At 37.9% G+C, this 16,834-nt stretch carries 13 protein-coding genes; all 13 read left to right on the forward strand.

The features are described from left to right. Positions 1-220: 220 nt before the first annotated feature. The 13 genes from hflK to thrS all read left to right on the forward strand — a co-directional run bounded on the left by hflK (position 221) and on the right by thrS (position 16,692). Entirely contained in the window at positions 221-1,177 is a 957-nt protein-coding gene (hflK, locus tag AC3II9_RS17545) for an FtsH protease activity modulator HflK (protein WP_489157514.1), read from the forward strand. Beyond that, complete coding sequence (hflC, locus tag AC3II9_RS17550; RefSeq protein WP_489157516.1) at positions 1,177-2,232, forward strand: protease modulator HflC; 1,056 nt, start codon at positions 1,177-1,179, stop codon at positions 2,230-2,232. Before hflK ends, hflC begins: the two co-directional genes overlap by 1 nt. 170 nt (positions 2,233-2,402) lie before the next feature. After that, positions 2,403-3,518, forward strand: a complete 1,116-nt coding sequence (locus AC3II9_RS17555) for an ATP-grasp domain-containing protein (RefSeq protein WP_489157518.1) — start codon at positions 2,403-2,405, stop codon at positions 3,516-3,518. Between the two features lie 19 nt (positions 3,519-3,537). Continuing rightward, positions 3,538-5,217, forward strand: coding sequence for a methyl-accepting chemotaxis protein (locus AC3II9_RS17560; RefSeq protein WP_489157519.1), 1,680 nt, complete (start codon positions 3,538-3,540; stop codon positions 5,215-5,217). Between the two features lie 167 nt (positions 5,218-5,384). Continuing rightward, complete coding sequence (locus tag AC3II9_RS17565) at positions 5,385-5,819, forward strand: DNA polymerase I (RefSeq protein WP_489157521.1); 435 nt, start codon at positions 5,385-5,387, stop codon at positions 5,817-5,819. 94 nt (positions 5,820-5,913) lie between these two features. Beyond that, positions 5,914-8,541 carry a DNA polymerase I gene (gene polA / locus AC3II9_RS17570; RefSeq protein WP_489157522.1) on the forward strand — a complete coding sequence of 876 codons (2,628 nt, stop codon included), beginning with the start codon at positions 5,914-5,916 and terminating at the stop codon, positions 8,539-8,541. Between the two features lie 9 nt (positions 8,542-8,550). Beyond that, positions 8,551-9,423 carry a bifunctional DNA-formamidopyrimidine glycosylase/DNA-(apurinic or apyrimidinic site) lyase gene (gene mutM / locus AC3II9_RS17575; RefSeq protein WP_489157524.1) on the forward strand — a complete coding sequence of 291 codons (873 nt, stop codon included), beginning with the start codon at positions 8,551-8,553 and terminating at the stop codon, positions 9,421-9,423. A 12-nt stretch (positions 9,424-9,435) separates the two neighbouring features. Continuing rightward, positions 9,436-10,032, forward strand: a complete 597-nt coding sequence (gene coaE, locus AC3II9_RS17580; RefSeq protein ID WP_489157525.1) for a dephospho-CoA kinase — start codon at positions 9,436-9,438, stop codon at positions 10,030-10,032. 233 nt (positions 10,033-10,265) lie between these two features. Next, complete coding sequence (locus AC3II9_RS17585) at positions 10,266-11,285, forward strand: glyceraldehyde-3-phosphate dehydrogenase (protein WP_489157526.1); 1,020 nt, start codon at positions 10,266-10,268, stop codon at positions 11,283-11,285. A gap of 256 nt (positions 11,286-11,541) precedes the next feature. Continuing rightward, a complete protein-coding gene (gene nrdR, locus AC3II9_RS17590; RefSeq protein ID WP_489157528.1) occupies positions 11,542-12,009 on the forward strand; it encodes a transcriptional regulator NrdR in 468 nt (155 codons plus the stop codon). A 29-nt stretch (positions 12,010-12,038) separates the two neighbouring features. Beyond that, positions 12,039-13,394, forward strand: coding sequence for a replication initiation and membrane attachment family protein (locus AC3II9_RS17595; protein ID WP_489157570.1), 1,356 nt, complete (start codon positions 12,039-12,041; stop codon positions 13,392-13,394). A 10-nt stretch (positions 13,395-13,404) separates the two neighbouring features. Beyond that, positions 13,405-14,328 (forward strand): primosomal protein DnaI, encoded by a 924-nt coding sequence (dnaI, locus tag AC3II9_RS17600; RefSeq protein ID WP_489157571.1) that lies wholly within the window; start codon positions 13,405-13,407, stop codon positions 14,326-14,328. 432 nt (positions 14,329-14,760) lie between these two features. Continuing rightward, positions 14,761-16,692 (forward strand): threonine--tRNA ligase, encoded by a 1,932-nt coding sequence (gene thrS, locus AC3II9_RS17605; protein ID WP_489157530.1) that lies wholly within the window; start codon positions 14,761-14,763, stop codon positions 16,690-16,692. Positions 16,693-16,834: the final 142 nt, after the last annotated feature.

The following is a 16,834-nucleotide window of genomic DNA, read 5'->3' on the forward strand; positions in this document are numbered from 1 at the left end:
GACGAGGAGGCTTGATCTCGCCCGTGGAAAGCGAGTGCCGGAGCGGAAAGCAACGGTTACTTAAATGGTAATATGTGTTTTTAAATTTGCTCGTTATGAGTATATAAGAAAAGAAATCAGCTCGTGTTATTAACGCAAGCGGATCACTTTTCCAATTTTTTCGAAACTTTCTCTAGGTACAGACCGTATATGTACTATACATAAAAGAGGGGGTTTCAACATGAGTGTAAAAAGAGCGTTGATGTGGATCGGGCTTGGGTTGTTCGGTATTGTGGCCTTACTAGCTGTCACGACATCGTGGTATACAGTGGATGAATCAGAACAAGCTGTCGTGATTACATTTGGTGAGGCAAAGGACTTTATTACAACACCTGGTCTTCATTTTAAAATGCCTTGGCCTATCCAAAAAGTAGAGACAGTATCACGTGAAACATATAGCTTAACATTTGGTTATCAACAAAAGGGAGATGGTTCTTCCGATACCGTATCCAATGATGCCAAGATGATTACAGGTGATGAAAAGATTGTGTTAACGGATTTAGTTGTACAATGGCGTATTGTTGATCCGAAAAAATATTTATTCAATTCAACTGATCCAGAAGAAATTTTACATAGTGCGACGTCAAGTGCTATTCGTTCTGTAATTGGAAGCTCGAAAATTGATGAAGCATTAACAGATGGAAAAGCAGAAATTGAAGCAAATACACGTGATTTACTTGTAGCATTACTTGAAAAATATGATATTGGAATTAGTGTACTAGGTGTTAAGCTACAGGATGTTGAATTGCCGAATAAAGAAGTGCGTGCAGCATTTACAGCTGTAACGGATGCGCGTGAAACAAAAAATACAAAAATAAATGAAGCAAAAAAATATGCAAATCAAAAGATTAGTGAAGCAGAAGGGGAAAAAGATGCCATTATTTCTCGTGCAGAAGGAGAGAAGTTTGCCCGTATTGAGCAGGCAAATGGAGATGTAGCTGTATTTAATAAGCTATATGAGCAGTATGCAGGGAATAAAGCCATTACACGAGAGCGTTTAATGATTGAAACGCTAGAAGAAGTGTTACCGAATGCGCAAATTTATATTATGAATGATGACGGGGAGACACTCAAATATTTACCGATTCAACCTGCCCAAACGCAACAACCGAAAACAGAAGAAGGGAGCGGTAACTGATGACTAACAACAAAGACTTAGACGAGTTCGTACGTAACCTTTTCGGTGGAGATAAAAAGAAACGAAAGGATATTACGCCGAATGAGGGTTCTTCAGATGCTCCTATCAATGAGGAAGTTGCAAATAAGCCAAAAAAGCAAACGGTGCTCCCTAAAAATAAAAAGCCGATTGATATGAGACAGTGGACAAAAGGCGTTGTTGTAATAGGTGTGGTTTTAGCAGCACTAGTCATTGCAATCGCTAATGTATACATTGTAAAGGAAAATGAATATCGAATTGTTCGTCAATTTGGTGAAGTGGTGAAGTTTGAAAGTGACCCGGGCATTTATATGAAAATCCCGTTTATCCAAAGTATTGAAACGTTACCGAAAAACTTACAAACGTATGACATGACAGAAGAAGAAATCAATACGTTCGATAAAAAACGCATTATTATTGATAATTATGCTGTTTGGCGTGTAACAGATCCGAAAGCGCTGATTTCAAACGCACGTAGTTTAACGAATGCTGAGGCGCGTATGGAAGAGTTTATTTACTCTGTGTTGCGTACAGAGTTAGGAAAGTTAAAATATGAAGAAATTATTAATGATGAAAACTCTTCGCGTGGCTCTATTAACGATAATGTGACAGAGCAAGTGAATAAACTATTAAAGGCCGATAATTACGGAATAGAAGTAGTAGACGTACGCATTCGCCGTACAGATTTACCGACTGAAAACGAGCAATCTGTTTATACACAGATGATTTCGGAGCGTGAATCGATTGCGCAGCAGTATTTATCTGAAGGGGATGCTGAGAAAAACCGCATTATGGCACAAACTGATAAACAGGTACAAGAAATGCTTGCAACAGCCAAAAAAGAAGCAGCGCTCATTGCAGCTGAAGGTGAATCACAGGCTGCGAAAATTTATAATGAATCATTCTCGAAAGATCCAGAATTCTATTCACTATATAGGACGTTAGAATCTTATAAGAAAACAATTAATGAGGATACCGTTATTATTCTTCCATCTGACTCACCTTATGCTAAAATTTTATCAGGTTACATCGATTAAAGTAGAGAAAAGCCGTAAAAGATACCATTCTTTTACGGTTTTTTCGTTTTTTGTAATATTCTAAAAAGTATCTTTTTACCTGTAATTAGGTATAATGTTATTGGGCTAAAAGGCTTTATACTGTTGAAATTAATTATAGGTATTTTTGTCTGTTTAGGAGGATGATTTAGTTGATATTATTAGATACAACGTATGTATCTCCATTACTTATTGAGGTGCTATCAGCGCATGAAGAAACGATTTATGATGTGAAGCATCAACGATTTTTAAAGGCACCTTGCATTTTTCAATCAATTGAACAAAATGAGTCCATTATTGTAAATGCTGAAGTAGGGCTCAATCTACTGAACGAACTTTTACCAGAGCATCGATTAACTAGACTGGCTAATTTATTTAAAAATAAAATAGCTTTTCGAAAGTTGCTAGCATCGAAGTATCCGGACTTCTTTTACCAATCTTGTTCTTTCGAGCAATTAAAAATAATGAATGTGGATGAGCTACCATTTCCTATCGTATTAAAACCGATATTTGGATATGGCAGTGAAGGTGTTTATAAATTTAACGATGGCCAAGCAATGACATTATTTATGGATACGTACGAACAAGTGAATGAACGAGAAAAGGAACAGTTTATCATTGAGCAATATATTGATGGAAGAGAATTTGCTATTGATTTTTATTATGATGAAGACGGAGAGCCTGTCATTTTAAACATTTTTGCTCGAAAATTTAAAGACAGTAATGATGTAGGGGATCGAATTTACTATACAAGTAAGGCGGTCATTAAATCCACAATCCATATGTTTAAGCGCTATCTGAAAAATTTCGGCGAGAACTTTCAATTAAAAAGCGTACCTTTACATATTGAGCTTCGCTTAACCCCTTCACGTGAAATTATTCCAATTGAAATCAATCCGTTACGGTTTGCTGGAGAGGGAACAACAGAGTTAGGTTATTATGCTTACGGAATCAATCCATATGAGTATTATTTCTCAAAGCGCAAGCCAAATTGGGAAGAAATTATTTCTCAAATGGATGATGCTATTTATAGCTTTACATGTGCAGAAATTGATCAACACGTTGACCCATCACATATAGAGCACATTGATCATGCAGAATTAAAAAAACAGTTTAATGAGGTATTGGATTATCGTGTTTTACCGTTAGAAGGTCGAACAACTTTTGCGGTCGTCTTTTTTAAAAGTCCAACTGAAGCAGAGCATACATACATTTTAAATTTAGACTTTATGCAATTTATAACGTATAAGCAGTATCAATTACAGTAGGATGAAAGGAAATGGAAAAGTGAAGAAGTTTAAAACGATTCGAATGAAAATATTGTTAGGTATCATTATTCCTGTTGTACTAGTGAGTAGTATTTTTGGGGTGTTTTTAAACTACATTACACATTCACTGATTGACGAACATGTAGTACCTAAGTATGAAGATAGCTTAAAATTAAAACTTGAAAAATATAATTCTTTAATAGATGGAGAGTTAGTTCAACAGGCAAAACAAGATCCAACCGCGTATGAAGAACTAAAAAAGATTTCGAATGATTTTCAAAATGAATTTGGTCTAGAAAATGTTTATATTATGAGTAAAGTAGATGGTGAGGAAGTTATTTTAGTATTATCGAATGCAGATGAATACTTAACACCATTAGCGTTTACGAAAGACCAAGCGGATGCTTTACAGACAACCGATGTAATTGTGAGCGAAATTTATGAAGATGATTACGGTAATCACATTTCTACATTTTTTCAAGTGCCGAATACAGATTCTGTGCTAGGACTAGATTCTGATGCGGATTTTATTATTGATTTAGAAAAGAAAATTGCGACTTTTATTCTAGGTATATTAGCAATTGCGATGGCAATAGGAATTGGGATTGCCCTTTATGTTTCACGTAGTATCAATGTACCGCTTGGCAAATTATTAATGTATACAGAAAAAATAGCACAAGGCGATTTAACAGAAGAACTTACGTTAAATAGTGAAGATGAGCTTGGGCGATTAAGTAATAGTTTCCGAAATATGCAACTACAGTTAAAGGAAACATTGACGCATGTTGCAACGACGTCTGAGCATGTTCAACAAGGCGCAACTAACTTATCAGAAAGCCTTGAGCAACTGACGATGACATCTGGTCAAGTATCAGATAAAATTACTGAAATTGCCACATCTACAGAGCTTATTTCTGCTGGTGCCGACCAAAATCATGTGGCAATCGTCAATATTTCTGAACAAATTCATGCGATTTCGACTGCGTCAAATCATGTGTCGGAAAGTGCACATGAAGCAACAAATGCAGCCTCTATTGGGAATGACGTCATCCAACAATCCGTAAAAGGAATTAAAACGATTGATGAGTCAGCTCGTGCTTCACTTGATATTACTGAGAAAATGAATAATAAATCAATCGAAGTAAGCGAAATTACAAAAATTATTTCTAATATTGCCGATCAAATTAACTTACTGGCATTAAATGCGGCTATTGAAGCAGCTCGTGCGGGCGAATATGGAAAAGGCTTTGCCGTTGTTGCAGATGAAATTCGTTCACTTGCAGAACAATCTTCCAAGTCAGCAAGTAATATTTCGACACTGATTACGGACATGCGAAACGACTCCACAGAATCGGTTAGAGCGATTTCAGATGTAGTACAAAAAATTGAGGGCGAAAGTAAATCGATTTATTCGGCTGGTGAAACGTTTACGCAAATTGTGACAGTGATTAACAACATGAGTGACGAGATTCAATCCATTACTGCAACTGTTGAAGAGATTGCGGCAAGCTCAAGTGAAGTAATGAATACGACAAATACGACGGTATCGTTACTTCAAAATTCTTCCGAACATGCACAAGGCATTGTGGCATCAGTAGAAGAGCAAACAGCTTCAACAGAAGAAATGTATAGTATCGCAACCCAATTAAATGACATGGTCAATGCACTAAACGAACAAATGACGAAATTTAAACTATAGAACAGCTTGTTTACGTATATACTTTCATAGTTACCCAATTATCTAACAGAGTATAGGAAATTTTCCTATACTCTTAACTATTCCCTCTTATAAATAATCAAAAATCTATTAAAAAATAACAAGAATCTTGTTATACTAGATAGGAAGTTAGAATGGGGGAATAGACGTTGAACAGAATTATTCAAAATGTGTTGTTGTCCTTTGCTATGGCTGCTTCAGTTAGTGCTTGGTATAGTCAAGCAGACTTTAGCATCATGAATATAAAATTATTAACTGTGCCGGTGTTTTTCCTAATTGTTTATGCATTATGTTTAGTTGTTGCAGAAGATGTACGCAATGCGTTTAAAAAAGTACTATGGTTTAATAAGCGAGAAGATAAGCGACCAATTTGGCAGGTCGGTATCGGGATGATTTTCTTCTTTGCACAAATTGGATTTGTCGAAACATTTGCGCGTAGTCTTATGCAATTTAATTTAGCTGGTATGCCATTATATATTATTTTCTCATTTATGAATGCGTTTTTATTGACGGTAATCTATGAAGAAGTTTTTTATGTAGAAGAGAAGGTTGCTAAAGAATATAAGTTCAAAAAGTTAAAGTAAGATGCGAGCGAATAGCTTAGCATCTTTTTTTGTTTTTAAAATACGTACATATGTTTTACAATAGAGAAGACTTGAATTGACGGAGGATGATACGATGACAAAGGAGAAAGTGCTACTTTTAGATGGAAATAGTTTAGCATACAGGGCATTTTTCGCGTTGCCCCTTTTAACGAACGACCAAGGTATTCATACGAATGCAACATATGGCTTTACGATGATGCTACAAAAGATTGTAGAGGAGGAACAGCCGACAAAAATGCTTGTGGCATTTGATGCAGGAAAAACGACATTCCGACATGAATCTTATGGCGAGTATAAAGGAGGTCGTCAAAAAACACCACCTGAACTGTCAGAGCAGTTTCCGTATATTCGAAAATTAATCGATGCATACAATATTAAACGCTATGAATTGCCGATGTACGAAGCAGATGACATTATCGGAACACTTGCTAAACAAGCGACAGGCGAAGAGATGGAAGTCGTAATCGTATCCGGAGATAAAGATTTAACGCAATTAGCAAATGATCATGTGACGGTTTATGTGACACGTAAAGGGATTACGGATATTGAAAAATATACACCTGCCCATATCGAAGAAAAGTACGGTTTAGCGCCACATCAAATTATCGATATGAAAGGACTAATGGGCGATGCTTCAGATAACATTCCAGGTGTTCCTGGGGTTGGTGAAAAAACAGCGATTAAATTATTAAAAGAGTATGGCTCCGTTGAATCACTTTATGTGGCAATGGATACGATGAAAGCGTCAAAAATGAAAGAAAAGCTTGTTGCGAATGAAGCGCAAGCACACCTGTCTAAAAAGTTGGCGACGATTTATACAGAAGCACCCGTTGAGATAGGCTTAGCTGAACTAGATTATCCTGGACCAAATGAGGAAGAATTGCTAACTGTTTGGAAAGAGCTTGGTTTTAAATCGTTAATTGAAAAAAGCGATTTCCAAGGGGAACAAGTGGAACAAGCGGAAATTACAGTTGAAATCGTGAACGATGTAACAGCAACTATGTTAGCTAATCGAATGGCGATACATGTGGAGCTTGAAAATGAGCATTATCATGGTTGTAAAGTGTTTGGCATGAGCTTAACAGATGGGCAGCATACATTATATGTGCCAATTTACGACACGATTACAAATGAAGCATTAATAGCTTGGTTGAAAGATGAAACGAAAGAAAAATATATAGCTGATAGTAAAGCGACACAGGCCATTTTACAGCGAATGGGTATTGAATTGCGCGGTGTCACATTTGATTTACTATTAGCGAGTTATATTGTCAATCCAGCGATTTCAGGTGACGATGTACAAGCATTGGCAAAAGAGTTTGGCTATACAAACGTCCAGTCAAATGAAACGGTATATGGAAAGGGCGCTAAATGGACACGTCCAGAAGAACAAGTTCTTGCAGAGCATGTAGCACGAAAAGCGTTAGCGATATGGCATTTGCAACCAGCACTGGAGAAAAGGTTAAAAGAAAATGAGCAGTTTGCGCTCTATAAAAACTTAGAATTACCACTTGCCTCTATTCTTGGTAAAATGGAATCACGCGGGATTACTGTACGTGTTGATACACTTCAGCAAATGGGAGAAGACTTAGCGGAAAAACTAGATGAAATTGAAGCAAAAATTTACGAGCTAGCAGGTGAAACCTTTAATATTAATTCACCGAAACAATTAGGGGTCATTTTATTTGATAAGCTAGGTTTACCGGTCATTAAGAAAACGAAGACAGGGTACTCTACAGCCGCAGATGTATTGGAAAAATTAAAAGCTGAGCACGATGTCGTAAAATACATTTTAGATTATCGTCAGCTAGCGAAATTACAATCCACATATATTGAAGGGCTTATGAAAGTTGTCGGTAATGATGCGAAAGTACACACACGCTTCCAACAAGCGTTAACAGCAACCGGTCGTTTGAGTTCAACGGATCCGAATTTACAAAACATCCCGATTCGACTGGAAGAGGGACGTAAAATTCGTCAAGCATTTGTACCATCTAAGCCAGGATGGGTGCTTTTTGCAGCGGACTATTCGCAAATCGAGTTGCGTGTATTAGCGCATATGTGCGAAGATCCGACCCTAGTAGAAGCGTTCCGTGAAGGGATGGATATTCATACGCGTACAGCGATGGATGTATTTGGTGTGAAAAAGCCTGAAGAGGTGACATCGAATATGCGTCGTGCGGCAAAAGCTGTAAACTTCGGAATTATTTACGGTATTAGTGATTACGGTTTATCACAAAATTTAGATATTACACGTAAGGAAGCGGCGACATTTATTGACAACTACTTAGCGAGTTTCCCAGGTGTAAAAGGCTATATGGACTCGATCGTGTCAGAAGCGAAGAAAAACGGTTATGTTACAACGATATTAAATCGTCGACGTTACTTACCAGAAATCAATAGTTCAAACTTTAATTTACGTAGTTTTGCAGAGCGCACAGCAATGAATACACCGATTCAAGGAAGTGCGGCAGATATTATTAAAAAGGCGATGATTGATATGGATGCTCGTCTTCAAGCGGAAGGTTTGCAAGCAAAGCTGTTACTCCAAGTACATGACGAATTAATTTTTGAAGTACCACAAGAGGAAATTGAAATGTTAGAGCGTATCGTACCAGAAGTAATGGAAAATGCCATTGAGCTAAAGGTGCCGTTAAAGGTTGATTTTTCTTACGGTCCAACATGGTATGACGCGAAGTAAGGAGGAATTATGCCAGAATTACCAGAAGTAGAAGGCGTTGTCCGTGATTTGAAGCCCCTAATTGAAGGAAAAACGATTAAGCGCGTTATGTTTTCTGAAGTTGTATATAACGCAGCCGCGCAAGGGAAACAATGTATTGTGAAAAATGCCCATCCTACCGATTTTGAACTTGTCGTTTCCGAGTTGAAGATTGAGCGGGTCATGCGTCGTTCAAAGTATATTTTCCTTTATGTATCAAAGGGCGGAGAGTCGTTTTTGCTCATTAGTCATTTAGGAATGTCAGGCGCTTGGTTTGTCGTCAATCATTTAGATGAAATCGCTGAACCGAAGTTTCGGAAACATGTACATGCAGTGTTTACATTAAATACAGGTGAACTGCTTGTATATGCAGATATTCGCCGTTTTGGTGAGTTGCGTTTTGTGAAGGAAATTGCAGATCATCCCCCGCTGACGTTAATGGCACCAGAACCGTTTGACCAAGATGCGTGTGATTATTTTTTAGCCAAATGTGAAAAGCCGAAATATGCCAATAAGCCAATAAAAGAGGTCATTATGGACGGACAAGTGATTTCAGGTTGTGGTAATATTTATGCGACGGAAAGCTTATTTGCTGTAAAAATTCTGCCAACACGTAAAACGAGTCAAATTAGTAAGGAACACAAAGTGGAGTTGTTTGAAGCCATTTGTGCCGTACTCCGCGAAAGTATTGAAAATGGTGGGTCAACGATTTCAGATTATCGCAGTGTGAATGGTGGGGCAGGAAACATGCAAGACCGTTTAAAAATGTACAGTAAAAAAGTGTGCTTAGTATGTCACAATGAGACAGAGGCCGTTGTGATTGCAGGGCGCACATCAACGTATTGTCCAAGCTGTCAAAAGTAGGGGTGTCAGTAGATGATTATTGGGTTAACAGGAAGTATTGCAAGTGGAAAAAGTACAGTCGCTAACATGCTAGCAGGTTATCAATTACCAATTATTGATGCAGATTTAGTAGCACGACAAGTTGTTGAGCCAGGCACAGAAACGCTTGCTCAAATTGCACAAGCATTTGGTTCAGACGTAATTCAAGAAGATGGGACGATGGATCGCGAAAAGGTTGGAGCCATTATTTTTCATGAGCCAGCGAAGCGAAAAATATTAAATGAGATTATTCACCCAGCCATTCGAACAGAAATGATTCGTCAACGTGATGAATATGTAGCGAAGGGCGAACAACATATTGTGATGGATATCCCTCTTTTGTTTGAGAGTAAATTACAGCATTTTGTCGATAAAATTTTAGTCGTTTCTGTAAAAGAAGATATTCAACTGCAACGTTTAATGGAACGAAATAATTTATCGGAAGACGAGGCGCGTGCACGCATTGCCTCGCAACTACCTATGTCAGTCAAAGAGCAAGGGGCAGATGTAGTCATTTATAATAATCGCAGTATTGAATCAACCGCACAGCAATTAGAAGCTGTTTTAAAGGAATGGGATATTATTCAATAATGAATTCGGGGATGTTTGGGAAATGGAAAATTCCTAAACATCCTCTTTTACGTATCACCGATATGGACTAAAATGCTTACATTTTGTGTGATGAATCAGCCTGTTTATTTTCAGAAAATAAGAACTTTAAAATATTTAACGAATAATGTTCATCTTTTTGAAGAATGTGTTATACTAATCACCGTATATAATAAATAAAATGATAACCTAATTTACAGGAGGCTTTTTATAATATGACAGTTTCTATTGCGATTAATGGATTTGGCCGAATTGGTCGTATGGTATTCCGCCAAGCTATCGTTCAAGATGATTTAAATGTAGTGGCAATCAATGCTAGCTACCCAGCTGAAACATTAGCACACTTAATTAAGTATGACACAAATCATGGTACATTTGATGGTACTGTTGAAACAGAAGAAAATGCGTTAATTGTGAATGGTAAACGTGTGGTGCTTGTTTCTGAACGTGATCCAAAATTATTACCATGGAAAGACATGGGCGTAGAGTTAGTAATCGAAGCAACTGGTAAATTCAACGACCGTGAAAAGGCAGCGATGCACTTAGAAGCTGGTGCGAAAAAAGTCATTTTAACTGCTCCAGGTAAAAATGAAGACATTACAGTTGTACTTGGCGTAAATGATAATTTATTAGACATTACAAAACATGATGTGATTTCAAATGCATCTTGTACAACAAACTGTTTAGCTCCTGTAGCGAAGGTATTAAATGATACATTTGGTATTGAGAACGGTTTAATGACAACTGTTCACGCTTATACAAACGATCAAAACAATATTGACAATCCGCACAAAGACTTACGTCGTGCACGTAACTGTGCTTCTTCTATCATTCCAACTTCAACAGGTGCTGCAAAAGCATTAGCTTTAGTATTACCTGAGTTAAAAGGAAAATTACACGGTATGGCACTTCGTGTACCAACACCAAACGTTTCTTTAGTTGACTTAGTAGTTGACTTGCAGAAAGATGTAACAGTAGAAGAAGTAAATGCTGCATTCGTGGCGGCTGCTGAAGGTCCAATGAAAGGGATTTTAAACTTCTCAATGGAGCCATTAGTATCATCTGACTACAATACAACAACTTACTCATCCACAATTGATGGTTTAACAACAATGGTGATGGGCAATCGTAAAGTAAAAGTATTAGCTTGGTACGACAACGAGTGGGGTTATTCAGCTCGTGTAGTAGACTTAGCGAGAAAAGTAGTAAATGAATTAGCTAAGGTAAAAGCATAATTGATTTAAAAAAGCACAGCTCGACTGAAATTTGGTTGAGCTGATGTTTTTTTTGATATGTATATTGAATTGTTACTTTTTCATCGGCTACAATAGAGGCTATCCGCTTTATGCGATAGCCTCTTTTTCGTAGAGAAGTATAAGCTTTCGTTGAGAAGAAAGCTTTTAAAATAACAAAAGGGATGTCTGTTTTTCATCCGAGAATATTTGTTATAATAGTTGTAATAAATCGAAATGAATCAGGAGAAATGTTTATATGAGATGTCCATCTTGTCAATACAATGGTACGCGCGTTGTTGATTCAAGACCGGTAGATGATAATAAGGAGATTCGACGTCGACGTGAATGCGAGTCATGTAGCTTTCGTTTTACGACGTTTGAAAAACTTGAAGAGACACCATTAATAGTTGTTAAAAAGGAAGGATCACGCGAAGAATTTAGTCGTGAAAAAGTATTGCGTGGACTGATTCGTGCATGTGAAAAACGACCAGTAGCACTTGAAGTGTTGGAAGACTTAGTGTTTTCCATTGAAAAGGATTTACGTCGTATCGGCAATCCAGAAGTGCGTTCAGAAGACGTTGGTGAAATGGTCATGGATCGCTTATCCCAAATCGATGAGGTAGCCTATGTTCGCTTTGCTTCCGTCTATCGCCAATTTAAGGACATTAATGTTTTTATTGATGAACTAAAAGATATATTACAAAAGCAAACGAATGAAAAATAATGAAGTGAGGAGTGAAGCAAGTGGTTCATATGTATAAGGAATTGCTCGCGACGGATCATTTTGAAATTACGCTCCCTCAAGCTTTATCAACAAATGAACGACAGTTACTAACGTTGTTTTATCAACCGTTAACAGGACCCGACCCCATTAGTTTATATTTAACGCTTTGGGCTGAAGGAGAAGATCATGCAACAGGTACGATGACGCATTATTATTTAATGAATGTGCTCGGTATGCCTGTTCGTGCTATTTTTGAGGCACGTATCGCACTTGAAGCAATCGGTTTACTACGTACATGGAGAAAGGATGAGCAGGATAGTCGCGCATTTATTTACGAATTGGTACGGCCATTAGAAGCGCGTGATTTTTTTGTAGATCCATTACTCTCCATGTTTTTATTTAGTAAAATTGGTGAGCAGGCTTATCGCAAGCTACGAAACCGTTTTTGTAAGCAAGTTGATAAGAGGGGATATAGCGAAGTGACCCGTACCTTTACAGATGTCTATAAACCTGTGCATACGAATGTGCCACAAGATATTCTAGACGAACGTGATATCGAGCAAGGTTATCCGTTTTATTATGAGCAATTTGATTTTGAGTTGTTACGTGCGGGACTGTCAGAGCAACTCGTACCTTTAAGTGCGCTGACGGCTGAAGCTCGTCTGCTCATTGCGAAGCTCGCTTTTTTATATAAACTATCACCACTTGAAATGCAGAAGGTCGTTGTCTTAGCGTTAGACGATACAATGAGATTGCCGGTAGAACGTTTGAAAAAGGCAGCAGCAGATTATTATAAAATTACGATTTCAAAAGATGCACCAAAATTAGCTAAAACATTTGAACAGCAATCAAAAGCAACTACTGAAGTAAAGCGCTCGAAAGAACAAGAACTGTTACATTATTTAGAAAATACACCACCGATTCAAGTGTTACGGGATATTAATAATGGGAAAGAGCCAATTCCAGCTTCTGTACAGTTAGCGGAAGACTTAGTCATGAAGCATAATATGCCAATAGGTGTAGTGAATGTATTACTTGAATACGTTATGCTAACTACGGACATGCGTTTACCAACAAAATATGTTGAAAAAATTGCCGATCACTGGATTCGGAAAAATTTAAAGACAGCTAAGGAAGCAATGGATTTAGCCCGTCAGGAACGCGATAAATATGCGAAATGGAAGGCGGAAAACGAATCAAAAGCGAATACGCCACAAAAGCAGGTTTATAAAAAGGCGAGCGGACGTGAAGAAAAAGTACCAGATTGGTTTTATAAGCGTGATGAAGGGTTGTCTCAAGCGCCAACGACAGCTGCAACAGTAGACTTTGAAGCGGAACGACAAAAAATACTCCAAAAGCTAGGACAAGATGGGCAGGTGAATTAACATCGAACCGATTAATCGAGCATTAAAAAGTATAAAAATTCCATCCTTTCAAGAGCGATATGAAGCGATGCGAAAAGAAATTTTAACCGATAAACAAGTACAAAAATTTGTGATGGAAAATGAGATTACATCAAGTGTCATCGACAGAAGCTTATCAAAATTAGATGAATTTATTTCTCAAACTGCTACATGTTGTGGTGCACAATCGACTGCCTGTTGTAGCAATATGCTAGCAGGCTTTGTACCTGAACTTTATATGCTACGTGGAAATATTGAAATTAAGTATGTGCGTTGTGAGCAAAAAATACGTGAAGATGAGCACCGTGAAACAGCGACGATGATTTCGAGTATGCATATGCCAAAAGATGTTTTAAAAGCTACATTAAAAGATTTAATGATTGATGATCAATCGCGTTTAGAGATTGCACATAAAGCAGCAGACTTTATTGCACAATATAAAACAACAGGTGAATTACCATCAAAGGGCTTTTATTTATACGGTAAATTTGGTGTAGGTAAATCCTTTGTTTTGGGAGCAATTGCAAACGAGCTAGCTGCATTAAAAGTGAAATCTGTCGTTGTGTTTGTACCAGAGTTTTTACGTGAAATGAAAAATTCTATCCAAGACCAGACGTTAAATGAAAAAATTGATTATGTCAAAAAAGCACCTGTATTAATGTTAGACGATATTGGGGCAGAGACGATGTCGGCATGGACACGTGATGAAATTTTAGGCACAATTATGCATTATCGTATGAGTGAACAATTACCGACGTTTATTACATCGAATTTTGATTATGCAGGACTGGAACATCATTTAGCGCAATCCCAGCGCGGAGATATTGAAGTTGTAAAAGCTGCTCGTATTATGGAGCGTATTAAGGCGATTACGATACCAATTAGTATGGAAGGCATTAATCGTCGGAATTCGTAACATTTTAGCAGTTGATTTTTTTGGCAACGAGGCGTATACTGTCCTAGTAATTAAACAACTCAAAATGCTTTGAAAAGGACACGGAATTTGTGCACCGACTTGTAGAGAGGGGAGCCTTGGCTGGGAGCTTCCTAGTACGACGCAAATTTTACTACCTTGGAGCTTCAGCGAGGACAATTCGCTGGCGTTATTCAGTACGTTAACTGACCTAGAGCTTCGTTCGAGAATTTTTCTCGGAAGGAAGAAGGGTGGAACCACGAGCATACGCGTCGTCCCTTTTTGGGATGGCGCTTTTTTATTTGGCTTCCCTTTTGCATGTTGCTTTGGCGGAACTTTCTTGAAAAGTGGCGAAACTTCTGTGGGTTTTGGCGAAACCAAAAACGAAATAATGTTGTGGGGAAACGGTATTAAACATTTTAGGAGGAATCATCCATGTCAGAAATGATTAAAATTACTTTTCCAGATGGAAACGTAAAAGAATTTGAAAAAGGTATTTCTACGTTAGACATTGCTGGCTCTATTAGCCCAGGTTTAAAAAAATCAGCCCTAGCTGGTAAAGTGAACGGTGCATTAGTAGACGCCAAAACACCAATCGAAGCAGATGCAGCAATCGAAATCATTACAAATAAATCACCAGAAGCGTTAGAAATCCTGCGCCACTCTACGGCTCACTTAACAGCACAAGCAGTAAAACGCGTATTCCCAGATGCAAAATTAGGGATTGGTCCAGTAATCGAATCTGGTTTCTACTATGATATTGATTCACCAACACCGATTACAGCAGAAGACTTACCTGCAATTGAAAAAGAAATGAAAAAAATCATTGCTGAAAACATTGAAATTGAGCGTAAAAACGTATCGCGTGACGAAGCGCAAAAAATTTATGAAGAAGTCGGCGATGAGTATAAATTAGAATTACTTGATGCTATTCCAGCAGGTGAACAAGTATCGATTTACTACCAAGGGGATTTCTTTGACCTTTGCCGTGGGGTACACGTACCATCAACGGGGAAATTAAAAGAGTTTAAACTATTATCATTAGCAGGTGCTTACTGGCGTGGTAACTCAGACAACAAAATGTTACAACGTATTTATGGTACGGCTTTCTTCACAAAAGAGGAGTTAAAGCATCACTTACAAATGCTTGAAGAAGCAAAAGAACGTGACCATCGTAAAATTGGTAAAGAGCTTGATTTATTCATGACGTCTCAAACAGTAGGTCAAGGTTTACCACTTTGGTTACCAAACGGTGCGACAATCCGTCGTACAATTGAGCGTTATATTGTAGATAAAGAGTTATCGCTTGGTTATAAACATGTGTACACACCGGTACTAGGTTCGAAAAAGTTATATGAAACATCTGGTCACTGGGATCATTACCAAGATGGCATGTTCCCACCAATGGAAATGGACAACGAAACATTAGTATTACGTCCGATGAACTGTCCACACCATATGATGGTATTTAAAAATGGTTTACACTCATACCGCCATTTACCAATTCGTATCGCAGAGCTTGGTACAATGCACCGTTATGAAATGAGTGGTGCTGTTTCAGGTTTACAACGTGTACGTGGGATGACGTTAAATGATGCGCACATTTTTGTTCGTCCAGACCAAATTAAAGCAGAGTTCAAAAAGGTAGTAGAGTTAATTTTAGAAGTATACAAAGACTTTGATTTAACAGATTACTCATTCCGTTTATCTTATCGTGACCCGAACAATAAAGAGAAATATTACGATGATGATGAAATGTGGGAAACAGCGCAAGCCATGTTAAAAGAAGCGATGGACGAACTTGGTTTAGAATACTTCGAAGCAGAAGACGAAGCAGCATTCTACGGTCCAAAGCTTGACGTGCAAGTAAAAACAGCGATTGGTAAGGAAGAAACATTATCAACAGCACAGCTTGATTTCTTATTACCACAACGTTTCGACCTTTCTTACATCGGTGAAGATGGCCAGCCGCAACGTCCAGTTGTTATTCACCGCGGTGTTGTATCAACTATGGAACGTTTCGTAGCCTTCTTAATCGAAGAATATAAAGGTGCATTCCCAACTTGGTTAGCACCAGTGCAAACTACAATTATCCCAGTTTCAAACGCAGTGCACTATGATTATGCGCGTGAAATTCAAGAGAAATTACAAGCAGCAGGTATTCGTGTTGAGATGGATGACCGCGAAGAGAAACTTGGTTACAAAATCCGTGAATCACAAATGAAGAAAATCCCGTACATGCTTGTGATCGGGGACAAAGAAGTAGAAGCAGGTGGCGTAAACGTTCGTCGTTACGGCTCGAAAGATTCTGAGACAATCAGCTTTGACGAGTTCCTCAGCAACATTAAAGCAGAAGTAACAAAATAATAAATAGAACGGGCTGTCAAAAGGGATAATTCCCTTTTGACAGCCGTTTCTTACATATTTGCATCGTGAGATATGAGACAGTTCTACTACTTCACGCAATAATATATCTTTTTGGAAATAAATTATTGACACCTTATTATGT

The sequence above is a fragment of the Lysinibacillus sp. RU7 genome (assembly GCF_057837305.1).